Below are 16,647 nucleotides of genomic sequence, written 5' to 3'. Positions count from 1 at the left end.
GCACGGCATTTCCGCCGAATTGTGGCGCCACACGAGGCGGCGTCCGCGTGCTTCGCCCCTTTCGTCCGTCGTAAGCTGCACGGACGCATCGCCGACAGCAAGAGCACGCGGAGGGCGTGGGAGGGTCAGGACACCTCTCGGTCCCCGATGCGCGACCGGACCTCCCCGTAATCCAGCTTCTTCCACCCACCCAGGGACTCGACCGAGCCCCGCGCGGACACTCCAGCAAGGCCCGCCACCACCCCCCGGCGGGCCGGACGTCCCGGGGTGACCACCCGGCCCCGCAGACCGCTCGCTCTCCTCGGATCGCCGATGCGTCGTGACCACATTGCGAACTGGAGATCCACGTGGCCGGCCGTATCGAGGACTACGCACTCATCGGGGACATGCAGACCGCCGCCCTGGTCAGCAGGGACGGAGCAGTGGACTGGCTCTGCCTGCCCCGTTTCGACTCGCCGGCCGTGTTCGCCGGCCTGCTCGGCACCGATGAACACGGCTTCTGGCGGATCGGGCCGGCCGAGGTGATGGCCGTCGACCTACCCGCCCCGGCCGCCGCGCCGGCCGTCCCGCCCGTCCGCTTCGCCGGCACCGGCGGACTACGGATGCCCCCGGCCACCGCCGCCGCGCCGGCCGTCCCCGCCGACCGGCGCCGCTACCGGGGCGACTCGCTCGTCCTGGAGCAGGAGTGGGACTCCCAGGGCGGCACCGTCCGGGTGATCGACTTCATGCCGCCGCGCCCGCTGGCCGGCCGCGACTCCGTCCCCCAGATGATCCGGATCGTCGAGGGCGTGGCCGGCACCGTCCGGATGCGCTCGGCGCTGCGGATGCGGTTCAGCTACGGCCGGATCGTGCCCTGGGTGCACCGGGTCGAGCAGGCCGACGGCGGCCACCGCACCGTCGCCGTGGCCGGCCCCGACTCGGTGTGGCTGGACGGCGAGGCCGAGACCTACGGCCGCGACCTCACCACCTACGCCGACTTCACCGTCACCGCCGGTGAGCGGATCGCCTTCGCGCTCACCTGGCAGGCCTCCCACCTGGAGGCCCCGAAGGCCCCGGACGCCGAGGAGATGCTCGACGCCACCACCGACTTCTGGCACGAGTGGGCCGGCCAGTGCACCTACCAGGGCCCCTACCGCGAGGCCGTGATCCGCTCGCTGATCACCCTCAAGGGCCTCACCTACGCCCCGACCGGTGGCATCGTCGCCGCCCCCACCACCTCACTGCCCGAGGGCATCGGGGGCGAGCGCAACTGGGACTACCGCTACACCTGGCTGCGCGACGCCGCCATCACCCTCTCCTCACTGCTGCGCACCGGCTACCGGGACGAGGCCAAGGCCTGGCGCGAGTGGCTGCTGCGCGCCGTCGCCGGGGACCCGGAGAACCTGCAGATCATGTACGGCATCGCTGGCGAGCGCGAGCTGACCGAGTCCTCGCTGGACTGGCTGCCCGGCTACGAGGGCTCCCAGCCCGTCCGGGTCGGCAACGGCGCGGCCGGCCAGCTCCAGCTCGACGTCTACGGCGAGGTCGTCGAGGCCCTGCACCTCGCCCACATGACCGGCCTGGTCCGCAACGACCACGCCCACCACCTCCAGCTGCGGCTGATCGAGTACCTGGAGGACCACTGGCAGGAGCCGGACGAGGGCATCTGGGAGGTGCGCGGCCCGCGCCGCCACTTCGTCCACTCCAAGGTGATGGCCTGGGTCGCCGTCGACCGCACCATCAAGCTGCTGGAACAGACCCCCGAGGACGCGCCCTCCGACGGCCACCTGGAGCGCTGGCGCGAGCTGCGCGAGACCATCCACCGGGACGTCTGCGAGAAGGGCTACGACGCGGAGCGCAACACCTTCACCCAGTACTACGGCGGCCAGGAGCTGGATGCCTCGCTGCTGCTGATCCCCCAGGTCGGCTTCCTCCCGCCGGACGACAAGCGGGTCATCGGCACCATCGAGGCCATCCAGCGCGAACTGTCCACCGAGGACGGCTTCGTGCTCCGTTACCCGACGCACGACGATTCGAGCGGTGACCACGCCGAGAACGTGGACGGCCTCTCCGGCCACGAGGGCGCCTTCCTGGCCTGCTCGTTCTGGCTGGCCGACGACCTCGCCATGATCGGCCGGGTGCAGGAGGCACGGGAGCTGTTCGACAGGCTGCTGTCGCTCCGCAACGACCTGGGCCTGCTCGCCGAGGAGTGGGACCCGCGCGAGAAGCGCCAGGTCGGCAACTTCCCGCAGGCGTTCAGCCACGTCCCGCTGATCGACACCGCGCTGCGGCTGACGGCCTGCGGCGGTGCCTACCTGTCCGCCCAGCCGGACGGCCGGGCGGCCGACCGCACCGAACAGGCCACCGTCTGAGCCTGGGCCGGTCCGGGCAGGGCCCGCCGGACCGGCCCTACGCGCTGCGCTGGACCAGCTCGTCGTAGGTGCTGAGCACCTGGGCGACGGTGGCGGCCTCGTCCGGCCAGGTCCGGGCCTGCTGGCGGCCGGCCTCGGCCAGCCGCTCGCGGCGGGCCGGATCCGCCAACAGCTCGCGCACCGCCCGGCCGAGGGCGGCCGGGTCGCCCGGCGGGAGCAGCACGGCCGCGTCCCCGACCAGTTCGGGGATACCGCCGACGGCGGTGGCGACCACCGGCACCCCGGCCCGCATCGCCTCCTGGACCACCAGGGAGCGGGCCTCCCAGCGGCTGCTGACCACCACCAGGTCGGCGGCCGCCAGCAGGTCCGGTACATCGGTGCGGTAGCCGAGCAGCCGGACCGGCAGCCGCTCGGCGGCCACCCGCTCGCGCAGCCCGGGGGCCTCCGGGCCGTCTCCGGCGACCAGCAGCAGCGGCCGCGGGTCCAGGGCGGACAGCTCGCGGGAGGCGTCCAGCAGCACCCCGAAGGCCTTCTGCGGGACGAGCCGGCCGACCGCCAGCACCAGCGGGCGGTCCGGGCCGTCGCCGAGCAGCGCGGCCCTGGCCCCGGCCCGCTCCAGCCGGCCCTCGGGCATCGGCGGGGCGGCCACCGGGCCGAGCCGGGCGTCGGTGGCGCCCAGTTCACGGGCCCGGGCGACCAGGTCGGAGGAGGCGCCGAGGACCAGGTCGGCGGCGCGTGCCACCCGACGCTCCATCAGCCGCTGGAGCCTCCGCTCCATGCCGGTGGCCAGCAGCGCGTGGTGCGAGGTGACCACCAGCGGGGTCTCCGGGCGCAGCCCCGGGAAGCGGCCCGCGGTGCGCAGCGCCAGGTCGGAGAGGAGGGCGGCGCGCAGGCCGTGGGCGTGCACGACGTCGGCGCCGGTGAAGGCGCGGCGCAGTTCGCCGATCGCGGTGGCGTCGCTGCGGGCGCCCGCGGTGGGGGTGATGTCGACCAGGTGGAACCTGGCGCCGGTGCGGGAGAAGCCGAACAGCGCGTCCGTACCGGCGGGGGCGCAGACCGTGACGGTCACTCCGTGCGCGACCAGGCCCTGTGCCAGGGAGCGCACATGCGCACCGATGCCGCCGGTACTGGCGGCCAGGACGAGCACCACGCGCAGCTGCCCCGGCTCGGGGGCGGCCGCGGTGGCCCGTGCGGCGGAATGGTCCACGTCGTCTCGCATCCGACTCGATCAGGTACTCACGCCGCGCTGCGAGGATTGCCCGCCGACGGCGCTCGGGACTGGAAAGCCAGTGTCCAGCCGCCACCATGCCAGGTCGGCGGCCCTCTTGGACAGTCGGCGCCACCGAGGGGCGCGTCGCCGTCGTCCGTAGGGCCGCCGCCCGTACGGCTAGCGGTGGCGCGGGGCCCTGGCCGCGGCGAGCAACTCCTCGGCGTGGGCCCGGCCGAGCTCGGAATCCTCCAGACCCGCCAGCATCCTGGAGAGTTCGCGCACCCGCTCCTCGTCGTTCAGCACCTTGACACCGCTGCGGGTCACGGTGCCGTCGTTGGTCTTCTCCACCACCAGGTGCCGGTCGGCGAAGGCGGCGACCTGCGGCAGGTGGGTGACCACCACGACCTGGGCGGTTTCGGCCAACTTGGCGAGCCGGCGGCCGATCTCGACCGCGGCCTTGCCGCCGACGCCCGCGTCCACCTCGTCGAAGAGATAGGTGGGGACGGGGTCGGCACCGGCGAAGACCACCTCGACGGCGAGCATCACCCGGGAGAGCTCACCACCGGAGGCGCCCTTGGCGATCGGGCGGGGCTGAGCGCCGGGGTGCGGGGCGAGCAGCACCTCGACCTCGTCCACGCCGTGCGGACCGTAGGCGACGGTGCGGCCGTCGACCTCGAGCCCGGCCAGGTCGTCCACCCAGCCGACGGCGAAGGTCACCCGGGCGTGCGGCATGGCGAGTTCGGCGAGCTCGGCCGAGACGGCCTCGGCGAAGCGGCCGGCGGCGGCCTGCCGGGCGTTCGAGACCTCGGCCGCCAGATCGGCCAACTCGGCGCGCAGCGCGGTCTCCTGGGCCCCGAGCTCGTCGATCCGCTCGTCGTCGCCGTCGAGCTCGGCGAGCCGGGCGGCGCCCGCCTCGGCCCAGGCGATCACCTCGGCGAGGGAGTTCTCCGGGCCGCCGTACTTGCGCAGCAGCTGGGCCAGGACGGCCCGGCGGTCCTCGACGGCGGCCAGCCGGACCGGGTCGGCGTCCAGGTCGTCGGCGTAGCCGGCCAGGTCGCCGGCCACGTCGGCGAGGAGGTAGCCGACCTCGTTCAGCCGGTCGGCGAGGGCGGCGAGCCGCTCGTCGTGGTGGCGGACCGCCTCCAGCGCGCGGCGGGCCTGCGCGAGCAGGGTCCCGGCGTCCAGCGCCTCCGGGTCGGCCGGGTCGCCGGCCAGGGCGGCGTGGGCCATCGTGGCGGCCGAGGAGAGCGCGTCGGCGTGGCCGAGCCGCTCGGCCTCGGCGGACAGCTCGCCGTCCTCGCCGCCGACCGGTTCGGCGGCGGCGACCTCGTCCAGGCCGAAGCGGAGCAGGTCGGCCTCCTGGGCCCGCTCGCGGGCCCGGGTGGTCAGCTCCTCCAGGGTGGCCGCGACCTCGCGCAGCCGCCGGTAGACCTCGCGGTAGCGGGCCAGCGGCCCGGCCACCGCCTCGCCCGCGTACCGGTCCAGCGCGCCGCGCTGGCGCGCCGGGCGGAGCAGGCGCTGCTGGTCGGTCTGGCCGTGGACGGCTACCAGGTCCTCGCCGAGTTCGGCGAGCAGCCCGACCGGGACGGCCCGGCCGCCGACGTACGCCCGGGACCGGCCCTCGGCGGAGACGGTCCGGCTGATCAGCAGCGCGCCGTCGTCCAGTTCGGCCCCCGCCTCGACCGCGCGGACCGCCGCCGGGGAGCCGGCGGGCAGTTCGAGGCGGCCCTCCACGACCGCGCGTCCGGTGCCGTTGCGCACCAGGCCCGGGTCGGCGCGTCCGCCGAGCAGCAGGCCGAGGCTGGTCACCACCATGGTCTTGCCCGCACCGGTCTCACCGGTCACGGCGGTGAAGCCGGGAGCCAGTTCGACCACCGCATCGTCGATGACCCCAAGATCCCGTATCCGCATCTCGTCCAACACGGTGACGACCTTACGAGGTTCCACCCCCGGCGCGCGACGAGCGGCAACCTGGCGCCCGCAAGTTCATCCCTTCCGGGAGGTTCGCGAAGCGGTGGGCACGGTGCACCAGCGCAGGAAGAACTGCGCGAGCGGGCCGATGGCCAGCGCATACGCGACGGTGCCGACGCCGACGGTGCCGCCCAGCAGAACGCCGGCGGCCAGAACGGTCAGTTCGATTCCGGTGCGGATCAGCCGCAGCGAGCGGCCGGTGCGCCGGTGCAGGCCGGTCATCAGGCCGTCGCGCGGGCCGGGGCCGAGCCGGGCGCCGATGTAGAGACCGGTGGCCAGGCCGTTGAGCACGATGCCGGCGGTCATCAGCGCGATCCGGCCGGGCAGTCCGCCGGGGGTGCCGACCACCCGCAGGGTGAGGTCCATCGTCACCCCGAGCACCAGCACATTGGCGACGGTGCCGACCCCGGGCCGCTGGCGCAGCGGGATCCAGAGCAGCAGTACGGCCGCGCCGCAGATGGTCACCCAGGCGCCCACCGAGAGGCCCACGGTGCGCTGGAGGCCCTGGTGGAAGACGTCCCACGGGTCGAGGCCGAGGGCGGAGCGCAGCATCAGCGCCAGGCTGGCGCCGTACAGGGAGAGCCCGACGGCGAGCTGCGGGAGCCGGCGGCCCAGCGCGTGGGTGTCGCCGAACAGGCGGACGGCGGGCGGGGTCCGCTCCGGGCGGACGGTGGGCGTGGGGGTCGGCGTGGTCGTGGTGGCCATCGGGTCTCCTGCTGGTGGTGCTGCACCGCCGGCGACAGGCCCGGCAGTGGCGGACTTGACGGCCGCCCTGCCATGATGGGCAGGCCAAAGCGACCCGCTCCAGGGCCAATTCCAAGCAAGTGGACTGATCAGCCATGGCCGACTGGCACACCACCGTCACTCCCCCCGCGCTCGCCCGGCTGCTCGGCACCGCCCGGCTGCCCGAACCCGCCACCCCCCGCCGGCCCGCCTACCGAACGCTGGCCGGGCAGATCCGGCTGCTGGTCTCCGAGGGCCGGCTGCCGGTCGGCGCCCGCCTGCCCGCCGAGCGCGAACTGGCCGCCGCCCTGGAGCTGAGCCGCACCACCGTCGCCACCGCGTACGAGACCCTGCGCACCGACGGCTATCTGCGCAGCCGTCGCGGCGCCGGCAGCTGGACGGCCCTGCCCGAGGGCGCCCCGCCGCCCAGTGACGCGCTGCACCCGGTGCCGCCGGACGAACAGGGCCGCACCCTCGACCTCGGCGTCGCCGCCCTGCCCGCCCCGCAGCCCCACCTCGGCGCGGCGGCCGCCCGGGCCCTCGAACAGCTGCCCGCGTACGCCGCCGGGCACGGCCACTTCCCGACCGGCGTCCCGGTCCTGCGCGAGGCGGTGGCCCGCCGCTACACCGAGCGCGGGCTGCCGACCACCCCCGACCAGATCCTGATCACCACCGGCGCTATGGGCGGTCTGCACCTGGCCCAGCGGGTGCTGATCGGCCGCGGCGACCGGGTCGCCGTCGAGGCGCCCAGCTACGCGCACACCCTCCAGGCGCTGCGGCTCGCCGGCGCCCGCCTGGTGCCGGTCCCCTACGCCTGGCCGGGCGGCCCCCGGCAGCAGCCCGGCTGGGACCTCGCCGAGTGGCGCCGGGTGCTGCGCGGCGCCGCACCCAGGGTCGCGTACGTGATCCCGGACTTCCACAACCCGACCGGCGCGCTGACCGGCGAGGAGCAGCGCCGCGAGCTGCTGGCCGCCGCCCGGGCCGCCGGCACCGTGGTACTGGTCGACGAGACCACCGCCGAACTCGGCTGGGGCGTGCCCGAAGGGGCCGGATTCCCCCGCCCGACGGCCGCGCTGGACCGGGCCGCCCAGGTGGTCACCGTCGGCTCGGCGGGCAAGCTGCTCTGGGGCGGACTGCGGATCGGCTGGGTGCGGGCGGCCCCCGCGCTGGTCCGCCGGCTGGCCACCGAGCGCGTCTACAGCGACGTCGGGGCCCCGGTGCTGGAGCAGCTGATCGCCGCCGAGCTGATGGGCGAACCGCTCCCGGCCGTCCGCGCCCACCAGTGGGACCGGCTGCGGGCCACCGCCGCCGCCTTCGCCACCGGGCTGGCCGCCCGCCTGCCCGGCTGGACGTACGCCGAACCGCCCGGCGGGCTCTGCCTCTGGGTCGCCACCGGCGGCCTGTCCGGGGCGGCGATCGCCCGGGCCGGCGAACACGGCGGGGTACGGATCGCGGCGGGCAACCGCTTCGGCTCCGACGGCGCCTTCGAGAACCACATCCGGATCCCGCTCACCGTGCCCGCCCCGGCCGTCCCCGCCGCCGTCGAACGACTCGTCGCCGTCGCCGCCAGGGCGGCCGACGGCGGCCGGTGGAGCGCCACCGACGACAGCCAGCCACTGGCGGTCTGACTGGGCGTCAGGGCGGCTCGGGGACCGTCAGGATCTCAGGGGGTCTGCGAGCGCCCGCGCCAACCCGTCACCGGCAGCGCGAACTTGGCCACCAGCCGGTCGGTGAACGGCGCCCGGTGCAGCCGGGCCAGGCGCACCGGCGTCTGGCCCCGGCGGACCTCCACCCGCGCCCCGGCCGGCAGTTCCACCGAGCGCCGCCCGTCGCACCAGAGCACCCCGTGCGGCGTCTTCGGCTGCACCTCCACCGCCAGCACCGAGTCCGGCGAGGTCACCAGCGGCCGGGCGAACAGCGCGTGCGCGCTGATCGGCACCATCAGCAGCGCCTCCACCTCCGGCCACACCACCGGGCCGCCGCCGGAGAACGCGTACGCCGTCGAACCGGTCGGCGTCGCGCAGACCACCCCGTCACAGCCGAAGTTGGAGACCGGACGGCCGTCGACCTCGGTCACCACCTCCAGCATCCGCTCCCGGGAGGCCTTCTCGATCGACGCCTCGTTCAGCGCCCAGTCGTGGTGCACCGCGTCGCCGTTGGTCCGCACGATGACATCGATGGTCATCCGCTCCTCGACCTCGTAGTCGGCGTCCACCACCCGCTCGACCACCACCGCGAGATCGTCCCGTTCGGCCTCGGCGAGGAAGCCCACCCGGCCCAGGTTGATGCCCAGCATCGGCAGCCCGTGCTCGCGCGCCAGCTCCGCCCCGCGCAGCAGCGTGCCGTCCCCGCCCGCGACCAGGATCAGCTCGCAGCCGTCCGCCGCGCCCGGCCCCCCGGCCACCCGCTCGACCCCGTCCGGCAGATCCAGGTCCACCGCCTCGGCCGCGAGCAGTCTGATCCGGATGCCCGCCTTCAGCAGCCCGTGCACCAGGCCCTCGACGCTGCGCAGCGCCGCCTCCCGGCCGGTGTGCGCGATCAGGAAGACCGTACGTTCCTCACTCATGCCGCTGCCCTCTCCCTACGCCTGCCGGGTCGCCCTCGGCCCGGTGCGGCCGCGTCACTCAGCATGACGGACCGGACGCCCGCAAAGCACCCTATCGGGGGCCCTCGGCGACGGCCCGGTCCGCCTCCGCGGGGTCCAGCGCGGGGGCGTCCCGGCGCAGCCAGAGGAAGTACTCGACGTTTCCGGACGGGCCCGGCAGCGGGCTCGCGGTGACCGCCCGCACGCCCAGCCCGAGCTCCCAGGCCTGCCCGGCCACCTGCCGGACCATCTCGGCCCGCAGCTGCGGACTGCGCACCACACCGCCGTTGCCGAGCCGGTCCTTGCCGATCTCGAACTGCGGCTTGACCATCAGCACCAGGTCCGCGTCCTCGGCGGCGCAGGCGGCCAGCGCCGGCAGCACCAGGCCCAGCGAGATGAACGAGAGGTCGCCGACCACCAGGTCGACGGGGGTGCCGCCGATCAGTTCCAGGGTCAGCTCGCGCACATTGGTGCGGTCCATCACCGTCACCCGCTCGTCGCTCTGCAGCGACCAGGCGAGCTGGCCGTAGCCGACGTCCACCGCCAGGACCCCGGCCGCGCCGCTTCGCAGCAGCACATCGGTGAACCCGCCGGTGGACGCGCCCGCGTCCAGCGCCCGGCGCCCCTCGACCACCAGGCCCTGCGGCACGAACGCCGCGAAGGCCCCGGCGAGCTTGTGACCGCCCCGGGAGACGTAGTCGGGGTCGTTCTCGTCCTTCGCCACCACGACCGCCGCCGCGGTCTCCACCTGGGTGGCCGGCTTGGTCGCGGTGGTGCCGCCGACGGTCACCCGGCCGGCCGCGATCAGCTCGGACGCGTGCTCGCGCGACCGGGCCAGCTTGCGGCGGACCAGCTCCGCGTCGAGACGGCGTCGTGCCACTGCCACTGGTGTTTCAGCTCCTACGGGTCATTCCTGGCGGGTCATTCCTGGTCGAGCGCGGCCAGCGTGTCGGTGAGCCGCTGGTGAACATCTTCGTACACCGCGGGGTGCGCCTCGGTCGGCACCCCGTCCAGCGCCGCCAGCCGGGCCAGCCCGGCGTCCACGACGGGGTGGCCGGTCGGGGTCGGTTCGCCGCCCGGCGGCAGGAGTTCCCCGGTGATCGGTTCGGTATCAGGCATCGGGCTTCTTCGTGCTGGTCTTCCGGACGGTGGTCTTCCTCGTGGCGGTTCGCTTGGCGGGCATCTCCTGCCCTGCGGCCGCTGTCCTTCGGGTGGCCGAGCTCTTCGTCACGGCGGTCTTCTTCACCGCCGTCTTCTTGGCAGCGGCCTTCTTGGCGGGCGCCTTCGCGGCCGGGGTCCTGTCCGTGGCGGCCTTCTCCGATGAGGCCTTCCCGGTGGGGGTCTTTCCGGTGGGGGCCTTCCCGGCCGGGGCCGGCTTCTCCGTGGCCGGCCGCGCGGTGGCCTTCCCGGCCTGCTTCTTCACCGGCTTCCCCGCCGCCGGCTCGGCCGGACCCACGGGTTCCCCGGTGCGTGCCGGGCTCTCGGGCTCCACGTCCTTCACGTCCCGAACATCCCGCACGTCCCGGACGTCCCGGACCTCCCGCACGGCCTTCGCGGGCCTTGCGGGCGGCACCGGCGGATCGACCTCCACCGGCTCGTCGACCTCGACCCGCTCGGCCGCTATCGGCTCGCCGATCACCCGGACCGCGGGACCGTCCTCCTGCTCCCAGCCACGCCCGAACAGATCGTCCGCCCGGGGAGCCGGAGCCGGCACCACCGTCGTACCCGCCGGCCCGTCCCCGTCCTGGACCTCACGCAGTCTGCTCTCCAGATAGGCGAGCACCACACCGACCTTGGTCACCTGGTCGCCGACCCGCTCGAAGGCCTTCTCCACCTCGCCGCGCGCCACACCGACCGCCAGGTCCACCCCGGCCCGTCCGGCGGTGACCGCCTCCTCCGCCAGCGTCTGGAGCTGCTTGGCGGACGGCGGGAACTGCCCGCCGAACCGGCGCTCCACCTCGGTGACGTCGATCCCGGTCCGTTCCAGCAGCTCCGCCGCCGTCCCGACGACCCGCTTGCCGACCTCCTCCACCAGCCCGGCGGCGACCTCCACCGCTCCCCGCACCGTCTTCGGCAGCATCCGGGTGCCTCCTAAGCGCCTGCGCGCATCGCTCCGTCGCCGTCGGGTGTCCGGAACGTCCGGGCACCCCACTGACGACGCTACCGCCAAAACCCTCCTGCGGTACCGTGGCCCGCAGTCACCGCCGCCGCCCGCCACAGGCCGGACGCCGTACCGAGGAGTGGACCCACCGCCATGGCCAACGCCGAGGAGTGCCGTGAGGCACTGGAGCAGCTCAGCCGGAACATGGCGAAGTCCACCGGAGACGTCCGCACGGCGGCCTCCCTCGACCGCTCGCTCACCTGCCGGATCACCGACCTCGACCTGACCTTCTCCGGACGGCTCCGCGACGGCCGGATCCAGGACGTCACCGAGGCTCCCGGGGCCCCCGCCGAGAAGGCCGAGATCCGGCTCACCATGGCCAGCGACGACCTGGTGGCCCTGGTCGACGGCAGGCTCAACTTCGCGGCCGCCTGGGCGGGCGGCCGGGTCAGGCTGGAGGCCGGCTTCCGCGATCTGCTGCGGCTGCGCACCCTCCTCTGACCCCGGCCGCCCGCCCAGGACGGGTCGGGGCCGGTCAGAAGCCCAGCTCGGCCAGCGCCTTCCGCCCGTCGACCGGCTCGCCGTCCGCGTCCAGCGCCGTCCACGCCGCCGCGCAGAGCGCCCGCAGGCCGTCCCAGCGGTCCGCCCCGACGCCCTCCAGCCGCAGCACGCCGCCCTCGGCCACCGCGGTCCAGCCGCCGCAGCCGAAGCCGCCACCCGGCTGTTCCGTCACCACCGGGTGCGGCACCAGCAGCCCGCGCAGGTCCGCGGCCAGGTACGTCGGCCGGTGCTCCACCACCGCGGCCAGCAGCTCCGCCGCGGTGGTCACCCCGGTGAAGACCAGCAGGCTGTCCACCCCGCCGTTGAACGCGCCCTCGATGTCGGTGTCCAGCCGGTCCCCGACCACCAGCGGCCGCTGCGCGCCCGTCCGCAGCACCGTCTCCCGGTGCATCGGCGGCAGCGGCTTGCCCGCCACCTCCGGCTCCACGCCCGTCGCCGCGCGCACCGCCGCGACCAGCGTCCCGTTGCCCGGCGCGATGCCGCGCGCCGTCGGCACCGTCAGGTCGGTGTTGGACGCGACCCAGGGCAGCCCCTGCTGCACGGCGTACGAGGCCTCCGCCAGGTGCGTCCAGCCGACCGAGGCGTCGTAACCCTGGACCACCGCGAGCGGCTCCTCGGCCAGCGTGCGGACCGCCACCAGGCCGCGCTCGGCCAGCGCCTCCTCCAGGCCCGCACCGCCCACCACCAGCACCTTCGCCCCGGCCGGCACCTTCTCGGACACCACCCGGGCGGCCGCCTGGGCCGAGTTGATCACGTCGGCGGGCTCGGCCGGCACACCCAGCTCGGTCAGGTGGGCGGCCACCACCCGGGGCGGCCGGGAGGCGTTGTTGGTCACGTACGCCAGCCGCATCCCGGTCGTCCGCGCCGTCGCCAGCGAGTCCACGGCGTGCTCGATCGCGTTCGGGCCCGCGTAGACCACGCCGTCGAGGTCCAGCAGCGCCGTGTCGTACGCCTCGGTGAGCGGGTGCTCACTCCCGCCCGGGGCGGTCCGTCGCGCGGTGGTGGCCGTCTCGGTCATGCCTGCTCTACCTCATTCGCTGCGTCGAAAGTCACTGCGTCGAAAGTCACTGCGTTCACTGCGCTCACCGCGTCCGTCGCGGTCACGCCTTCGGTGCGGTCACTGCGTCGGATCCCCGTCGGCCGGCACCTCGGACTCCGCGTTCCCCGGCAGCGCGCCGGACGCCCGCGGGGCCTCCAGGTACCCGGGCGCCCCCGGCAGCAGAGGGCCGAACGCCCCGGCGCGGGCCGCCAGGGTCGCCCGGGTCTGCCGCAGCGCCGCCCGGTAGTGGTCCGTCTCCGGCCGCATCGCCACGGCCAGCGCCAGATGCTCGGCGGACGTCTCGAAGTCGCCCAGCCGGGCGGCCGACACACCCCACCCGAACTGAGCGTAGTCGTCCGAGGGGTCCGCCAGGGCGACAGCCCGGAAGTTCTCCAGCGCCGCCGCGTACGAACCGGCGTCGAACTGGGCCCGCGCCAGCGTCTCCCGGATGCTGCGCGAGTGCGGCTCGGCGGCGGCCGCCCGCGCCAGCAGCTGCTCGGCCGCCGCCGGGTTCCCCTGCGCGAGCAGCGCCCCGCCCCGGCGGAACCAGTCGTAGACGTCCCCCGCCGGATCCCCCGTCCGCCCCTGCGCGGGCACGCCGCCGCCCTCGGCCGGACCGTCCCCACCGGTGGCACCGCCCGACCGGGCGGGCATACCCGGCTCACCGGGTCCGCCGCCGTCCACCCTCTCCTGCCTACCGCTCATGCGTACCTCGCCCTCGGTCACGACGCCCGCCCCACCGATCGGCACGGGCGTTCAGATCTCTGAACAACGCGTACCCGATTACGATGCCCAGAATGAGCACACCCAGTGCAGAAAGCGGAGTGGAGTCTCCGCAGGGCGGCCCCGGCGATCCCGGGCACGTCGCCACCGCAGGTCTGTCCCTGTCCCCCTTCCGAGGTCTGAGGTACGTCCCCGACCGGGTCGGCACCCTGGCCGCGGTCACCTCACCGCCGTACGACGTCGTCGACCCCGGCCGCCGGCTCGACCTGGAGACCGCCGACCCGCACAACGTGGTCCGGCTGATCCTGCCGCGCCCCGAGCCCAACGACGCCGGCGACCGCCCCGACCGCGACACCCGCTACCGGCACGCCGCCCGGCTGCTGCGCGACTGGCAGCGCGAGGGCGTCCTGGCCGCCGACCCGGAGCCCGCGCTCTACGTCTACGAGCAACGCGTCCCCGCCACCGGCGACTCCCCCGAGCTGCTGCAGCGCGGTCTGGTCGGCGCCCTCGCCGTCAGCGGCCGGGAGGCCGGCGTGGTGCTCCCGCACGAGGACGTGATGCCCCGGCCGGTCGCCGACCGGGTCGGCCTGATGCGCACCACCCGGGCCAACCTCGAACCGCTGCTGCTCACCTACCGGGGCAACGGCGGCGCCGCCGGGGTGGTCGAACGGGCCGTCCGGGGCGAACCGCTGCTCACCACGACCACCACCGACGGCACCCACCACCGGCTCTGGGCCGTCACCGATCCCGCCGAAATCGCCGAGGTCGGCCGCGACCTGGCCACCTGCCGGGCGTTGATCGCCGACGGCCACCACCGGTGGGAAATGTACCTGCGGCTCCAGCGCGAGCACCGCCACCTGCCGCGCAGCCCCTGGGACCGGGGCCTGGTACTCCTGGTCGACACCGCCCGCTACCCGCTGCGGGTCCGGGCGATCCACCGTGTGCTGTACCGCCTGCCGGTCGCCGAGGCGCTGAAGAAACTGGGCGACCGCTGGCAGGTCAAGGAGGTGCCGGGCCCGCTGGACACCGCCCTCCAGGCCCTCGCCGAGCAGAAACGGCACGGCGGCACCGGCTTCCTGCTCACCGGCGGCGACGGCGTCTACTGGCTGATCGGCGAACCGGACGAGTCCCTGATCGACGCCACCGTGCCGAGCGACCGCCCCGAGGAGTGGCGTCACCTGGACGCGACCGTCCTGCACGCCACGCTGCTCGACCACACCTGGCGCGTCCCCGACGGCCCCGACGACATCGGCTACCTGCACACCGCCGTGTCCGCCGAGCGCGAGGCCGCCCGGACCGGCGGCACCGCCGTGCTGCTGCACCCGGTGCGCGAGAGCGTGGTCCGCCGGCTCGCCGAGCAGGGGGTCACCATGCCGCGGAAGTCGACCTCCTTCGGCCCGAAGCCCGCCACCGGGCTGGTCCTGCGCAGCCTCGAACTGGGCTGACCGGGCTGGGCTGACCGGCACAGCAGTGAGGCCCTGCCGCACCCCGGGAACTCCCGGGGTGCGGCAGGGCCTCACTCAGTTCTGACGGGCGCGTCGGTCAGCGCTTCTCGTCGGTGGAACGCTCCGGCACCACGCCGTCGAACTCCTCGTCGATCTCGACGTCGTCCTCGTCGTAGTACTCCTCGACGTCTTCCTCGTCCTCGAAGATCTCCCGCTCGTCCGGCGCACCGCCGCGCGACTTCGCCGCCGGGGCCTCGGCCGGCTCGTCCTGCTCGGACTCGTCCAGCTCCGGGTCGAGCGCGTCGACGAACTCCAGGCCGTCGATCTCGGCCAGCCGCTCGGAGGCGTTGGTCGCACCGTCGGTGTCAGCCTCGGCGGCCTTCGCGAACCACTCGCGGGCCTCCTCGCCACGGCCGGCCGCGATCAGCGCCTCGGCGTACGCGTAGCGCAGACGGGCGGTCCACGGCTGCACGGAGCTGGAGGCCAGCTCCGGGCTCTGCAGGGTGACCACGGCCGCGTCGTACTGCTCCATGTCGCTGCGGGCACCCGCCGCGACCAGGCGCATCTCGACCTGGCCGGCCTTGTCCAGCTGCTTCACCTCGGGCTCGCCGGCCATCGCCAGCGCCCGCTCCGGACGGCCCAGACCGCGCTCGCAGTCCGCCATCACGGGCCACAGGTCAGCGCGGCCGGTCATCCGGCGGGCGGCGCGGAACTCGGTCAGCGCCTCGGAGTAGCGCTGCGTCATGTAGGAGGCGAAACCGGCCGCCTCACGGACGGCGGCGACCCGGGAGGCCAGGCGAAGCGCGATACGCGAGTACTGGTACGCCTCCTCCTGCTCGCCGTCCAGCAGACGGGCGACCATCACCAGGTTGCGGGCGACATCGTCGGCAAGCGTCTTGGGCAGGCTCTTGAGCTCCTGGCGCACGTCCGCGTCCAGCTCGAAGCCGGTGACGTCCTCCGGGATCGGCAGGCGCTTGACCGGCTCGTAGTTGCCCCGGCGGTCGTCGTAGTCCCGGCCGCCACGGTCGTCACGGTCCCGGTTGTAGCCGCCGGACGGGCGGTCATCACGACGGAAACCACCACCGGAGGGACGGTCATCGCGGCGGAAACCACCACGGTCGTCACGGTCCCGGTTGAAACCGCCGCCCGAGGGACGGTCGTCACGACGGAAACCACCACCGGAGGGACGGTCATCGCGGCGGAAACCACCACGGTCGTCACGGTCGCGGCTGTAGCCGCCGGAGGGACGGTCATCGCGACGGAAACCACCGCCACCGGACGGGCGGTCGTCACGACGGAAGCCACCACCGGAGGGACGGTCGTCACGACGGAAACCACCACCGGACGGACGGTCGTCACGACGGAAGCCACCGCGGTCGTCACGGTCGCGGTTGAAACCGCCACCCGACGGACGGTCATCGCGACGGAAGCCACCGCGGTCGTCACGGTCGCGGTTGAAACCGCCGCCCGAGGGACGGTCGTCACGACGGGCGCCGCCGCGGTCGTCACGGTCGCGGTTGAAACCGCCACCCGAGGGACGGTCATCGCGACGGAAACCGCCGCGGTCGTCACGGTCGCGGTTGAAACCGCCACCCGAGGGACGGTCGTCACGGCGGAAACCGCCACCGGACGGACGGTCGTCACGACGGGCGCCGCCGCGGTCGTCACGGTCGCGGTTGAAACCGCCACCCGAGGGACGGTCATCGCGACGGAAACCGCCACCGGACGGACGGTCATCGCGACGGGCGCCGCCACGGTCGTCACGGTCCCGGTTGAAACCACCACCGGACGGACGGTCGTCACGGCGGAAACCGCCGCCGGAGGGGCGGTCATCGCGGCGGAAACCGCCACGGTCGTCACGGTCCCGGTTGAAACCACCACCGGACGGACGGTCGTCACGGCGGAAACCGCCGCCGGAGGGGCGGTCATCGCGGCGGAA

At 74.7% G+C, this 16,647-nt stretch carries 15 protein-coding genes; 4 read left to right on the top strand and 11 right to left on the bottom strand.

What is annotated here, in order from left to right:
* The first annotated feature begins 347 nt into the window (after nt 1-347).
* A complete protein-coding gene (locus AB0P06_RS31325) occupies nt 348-2,351 on the top strand; it encodes a glycoside hydrolase family 15 protein (RefSeq protein WP_363613307.1) in 2,004 nt (667 codons plus the stop codon).
* Between the two features lie 37 nt (nt 2,352-2,388).
* Here AB0P06_RS31325 and AB0P06_RS31320 read toward each other — a convergent pair whose 3' ends face one another.
* From AB0P06_RS31320 to AB0P06_RS31310, 3 genes are all read right to left on the bottom strand, one after another.
* Entirely contained in the window at nt 2,389-3,558 is a 1,170-nt protein-coding gene (locus tag AB0P06_RS31320; protein WP_363613305.1) for a glycosyltransferase family 4 protein, read from the bottom strand.
* A gap of 180 nt (nt 3,559-3,738) precedes the next feature.
* Nucleotides 3,739-5,472: a DNA repair protein RecN gene (gene recN, locus AB0P06_RS31315; RefSeq protein WP_363613341.1), complete on the bottom strand. Its 1,734-nt coding sequence runs from the start codon at nt 5,470-5,472 to the stop codon at nt 3,739-3,741.
* Nucleotides 5,473-5,547: 75 nt separating this feature from the next.
* A complete protein-coding gene (locus AB0P06_RS31310; RefSeq protein ID WP_363613303.1) occupies nt 5,548-6,237 on the bottom strand; it encodes a hypothetical protein in 690 nt (229 codons plus the stop codon).
* Nucleotides 6,238-6,371: 134 nt separating this feature from the next.
* Between AB0P06_RS31310 and AB0P06_RS31305 the strand changes: the two genes are divergently transcribed.
* Nucleotides 6,372-7,883, top strand: a complete 1,512-nt coding sequence (locus AB0P06_RS31305) for a PLP-dependent aminotransferase family protein (RefSeq protein ID WP_363613301.1) — start codon at nt 6,372-6,374, stop codon at nt 7,881-7,883.
* A gap of 35 nt (nt 7,884-7,918) precedes the next feature.
* On the opposite strand, the gene AB0P06_RS31300 is transcribed toward AB0P06_RS31305, so the two are convergent.
* From AB0P06_RS31300 to AB0P06_RS31285, 4 genes are all read right to left on the bottom strand, one after another.
* The gene (locus AB0P06_RS31300) at nt 7,919-8,821 is read right to left on the bottom strand and encodes an NAD kinase (protein ID WP_363613299.1); all 903 of its coding nucleotides are present in this window, start codon (nt 8,819-8,821) and stop codon (nt 7,919-7,921) included.
* 91 nt (nt 8,822-8,912) lie between these two features.
* Complete coding sequence (locus tag AB0P06_RS31295) at nt 8,913-9,719, bottom strand: TlyA family RNA methyltransferase (RefSeq protein ID WP_363613339.1); 807 nt, start codon at nt 9,717-9,719, stop codon at nt 8,913-8,915.
* 41 nt (nt 9,720-9,760) lie between these two features.
* Nucleotides 9,761-9,958, bottom strand: coding sequence for a hypothetical protein (locus tag AB0P06_RS31290; protein ID WP_363613297.1), 198 nt, complete (start codon nt 9,956-9,958; stop codon nt 9,761-9,763).
* Entirely contained in the window at nt 9,951-10,919 is a 969-nt protein-coding gene (locus tag AB0P06_RS31285; protein ID WP_363613295.1) for a hypothetical protein, read from the bottom strand. The genes AB0P06_RS31290 and AB0P06_RS31285 overlap by 8 nt, the downstream gene beginning before the upstream one ends.
* Before the next feature lie 174 nt (nt 10,920-11,093).
* On the opposite strand from AB0P06_RS31285, the gene AB0P06_RS31280 reads away from it, so the two are divergent.
* Nucleotides 11,094-11,441 (top strand): SCP2 sterol-binding domain-containing protein, encoded by a 348-nt coding sequence (locus tag AB0P06_RS31280; RefSeq protein WP_363613293.1) that lies wholly within the window; start codon nt 11,094-11,096, stop codon nt 11,439-11,441.
* Between the two features lie 34 nt (nt 11,442-11,475).
* Here the strand turns inward: AB0P06_RS31280 and AB0P06_RS31275 are convergent, their stop codons facing one another.
* Both AB0P06_RS31275 and AB0P06_RS31270 read right to left on the bottom strand, forming a co-directional pair.
* Nucleotides 11,476-12,519: an HAD-IIA family hydrolase gene (locus AB0P06_RS31275; RefSeq protein ID WP_363613291.1), complete on the bottom strand. Its 1,044-nt coding sequence runs from the start codon at nt 12,517-12,519 to the stop codon at nt 11,476-11,478.
* Nucleotides 12,520-12,618: 99 nt separating this feature from the next.
* The gene (locus AB0P06_RS31270; RefSeq protein WP_363613289.1) at nt 12,619-13,245 is read right to left on the bottom strand and encodes a tetratricopeptide repeat protein; all 627 of its coding nucleotides are present in this window, start codon (nt 13,243-13,245) and stop codon (nt 12,619-12,621) included.
* Between the two features lie 92 nt (nt 13,246-13,337).
* On the opposite strand from AB0P06_RS31270, the gene AB0P06_RS31265 reads away from it, so the two are divergent.
* Entirely contained in the window at nt 13,338-14,708 is a 1,371-nt protein-coding gene (locus tag AB0P06_RS31265) for a DUF1015 domain-containing protein (RefSeq protein WP_363613287.1), read from the top strand.
* A 97-nt stretch (nt 14,709-14,805) separates the two neighbouring features.
* Here the strand turns inward: AB0P06_RS31265 and AB0P06_RS31260 are convergent, their stop codons facing one another.
* Nucleotides 14,806-15,633 (bottom strand): tetratricopeptide repeat protein, encoded by an 828-nt coding sequence (locus AB0P06_RS31260; protein ID WP_363613285.1) that lies wholly within the window; start codon nt 15,631-15,633, stop codon nt 14,806-14,808.
* Nucleotides 15,570-16,647: hypothetical protein (locus tag AB0P06_RS31255; RefSeq protein ID WP_363613283.1), on the bottom strand; the 1,078-nt coding region annotated here is incomplete at its 5' end. The genes AB0P06_RS31260 and AB0P06_RS31255, both read right to left, overlap by 64 nt.

This window comes from Kitasatospora sp. NPDC088351 (genome assembly GCF_040685575.1).
GTDB lineage: Bacteria > Actinomycetota > Actinomycetes > Streptomycetales > Streptomycetaceae > Kitasatospora.
Note: the sequence above shows the minus strand (reverse complement) of the source record. Positions and strands in the feature narration are given on the sequence as shown.

Coding starts and splice junctions, on each gene's coding strand:
- AB0P06_RS31300 (WP_363613299.1), bottom strand. CDS start 8,821: ATGAGTGAGGAACGTACGGTCTTCCTGATCGCGCACACCGGCCGGGAG.
- AB0P06_RS31310 (WP_363613303.1), bottom strand. CDS start 6,237: ATGGCCACCACGACCACGCCGACCCCCACGCCCACCGTCCGCCCGGAG.
- recN (WP_363613341.1), bottom strand. CDS start 5,472: ATGCGGATACGGGATCTTGGGGTCATCGACGATGCGGTGGTCGAACTG.
- AB0P06_RS31275 (WP_363613291.1), bottom strand. CDS start 12,519: ATGACCGAGACGGCCACCACCGCGCGACGGACCGCCCCGGGCGGGAGT.
- AB0P06_RS31285 (WP_363613295.1), bottom strand. CDS start 10,919: ATGCTGCCGAAGACGGTGCGGGGAGCGGTGGAGGTCGCCGCCGGGCTG.
- AB0P06_RS31280 (WP_363613293.1), top strand. CDS start 11,094: ATGGCCAACGCCGAGGAGTGCCGTGAGGCACTGGAGCAGCTCAGCCGG.
- AB0P06_RS31305 (WP_363613301.1), top strand. CDS start 6,372: ATGGCCGACTGGCACACCACCGTCACTCCCCCCGCGCTCGCCCGGCTG.
- AB0P06_RS31265 (WP_363613287.1), top strand. CDS start 13,338: ATGAGCACACCCAGTGCAGAAAGCGGAGTGGAGTCTCCGCAGGGCGGC.
- AB0P06_RS31270 (WP_363613289.1), bottom strand. CDS start 13,245: ATGAGCGGTAGGCAGGAGAGGGTGGACGGCGGCGGACCCGGTGAGCCG.
- AB0P06_RS31290 (WP_363613297.1), bottom strand. CDS start 9,958: ATGCCTGATACCGAACCGATCACCGGGGAACTCCTGCCGCCGGGCGGC.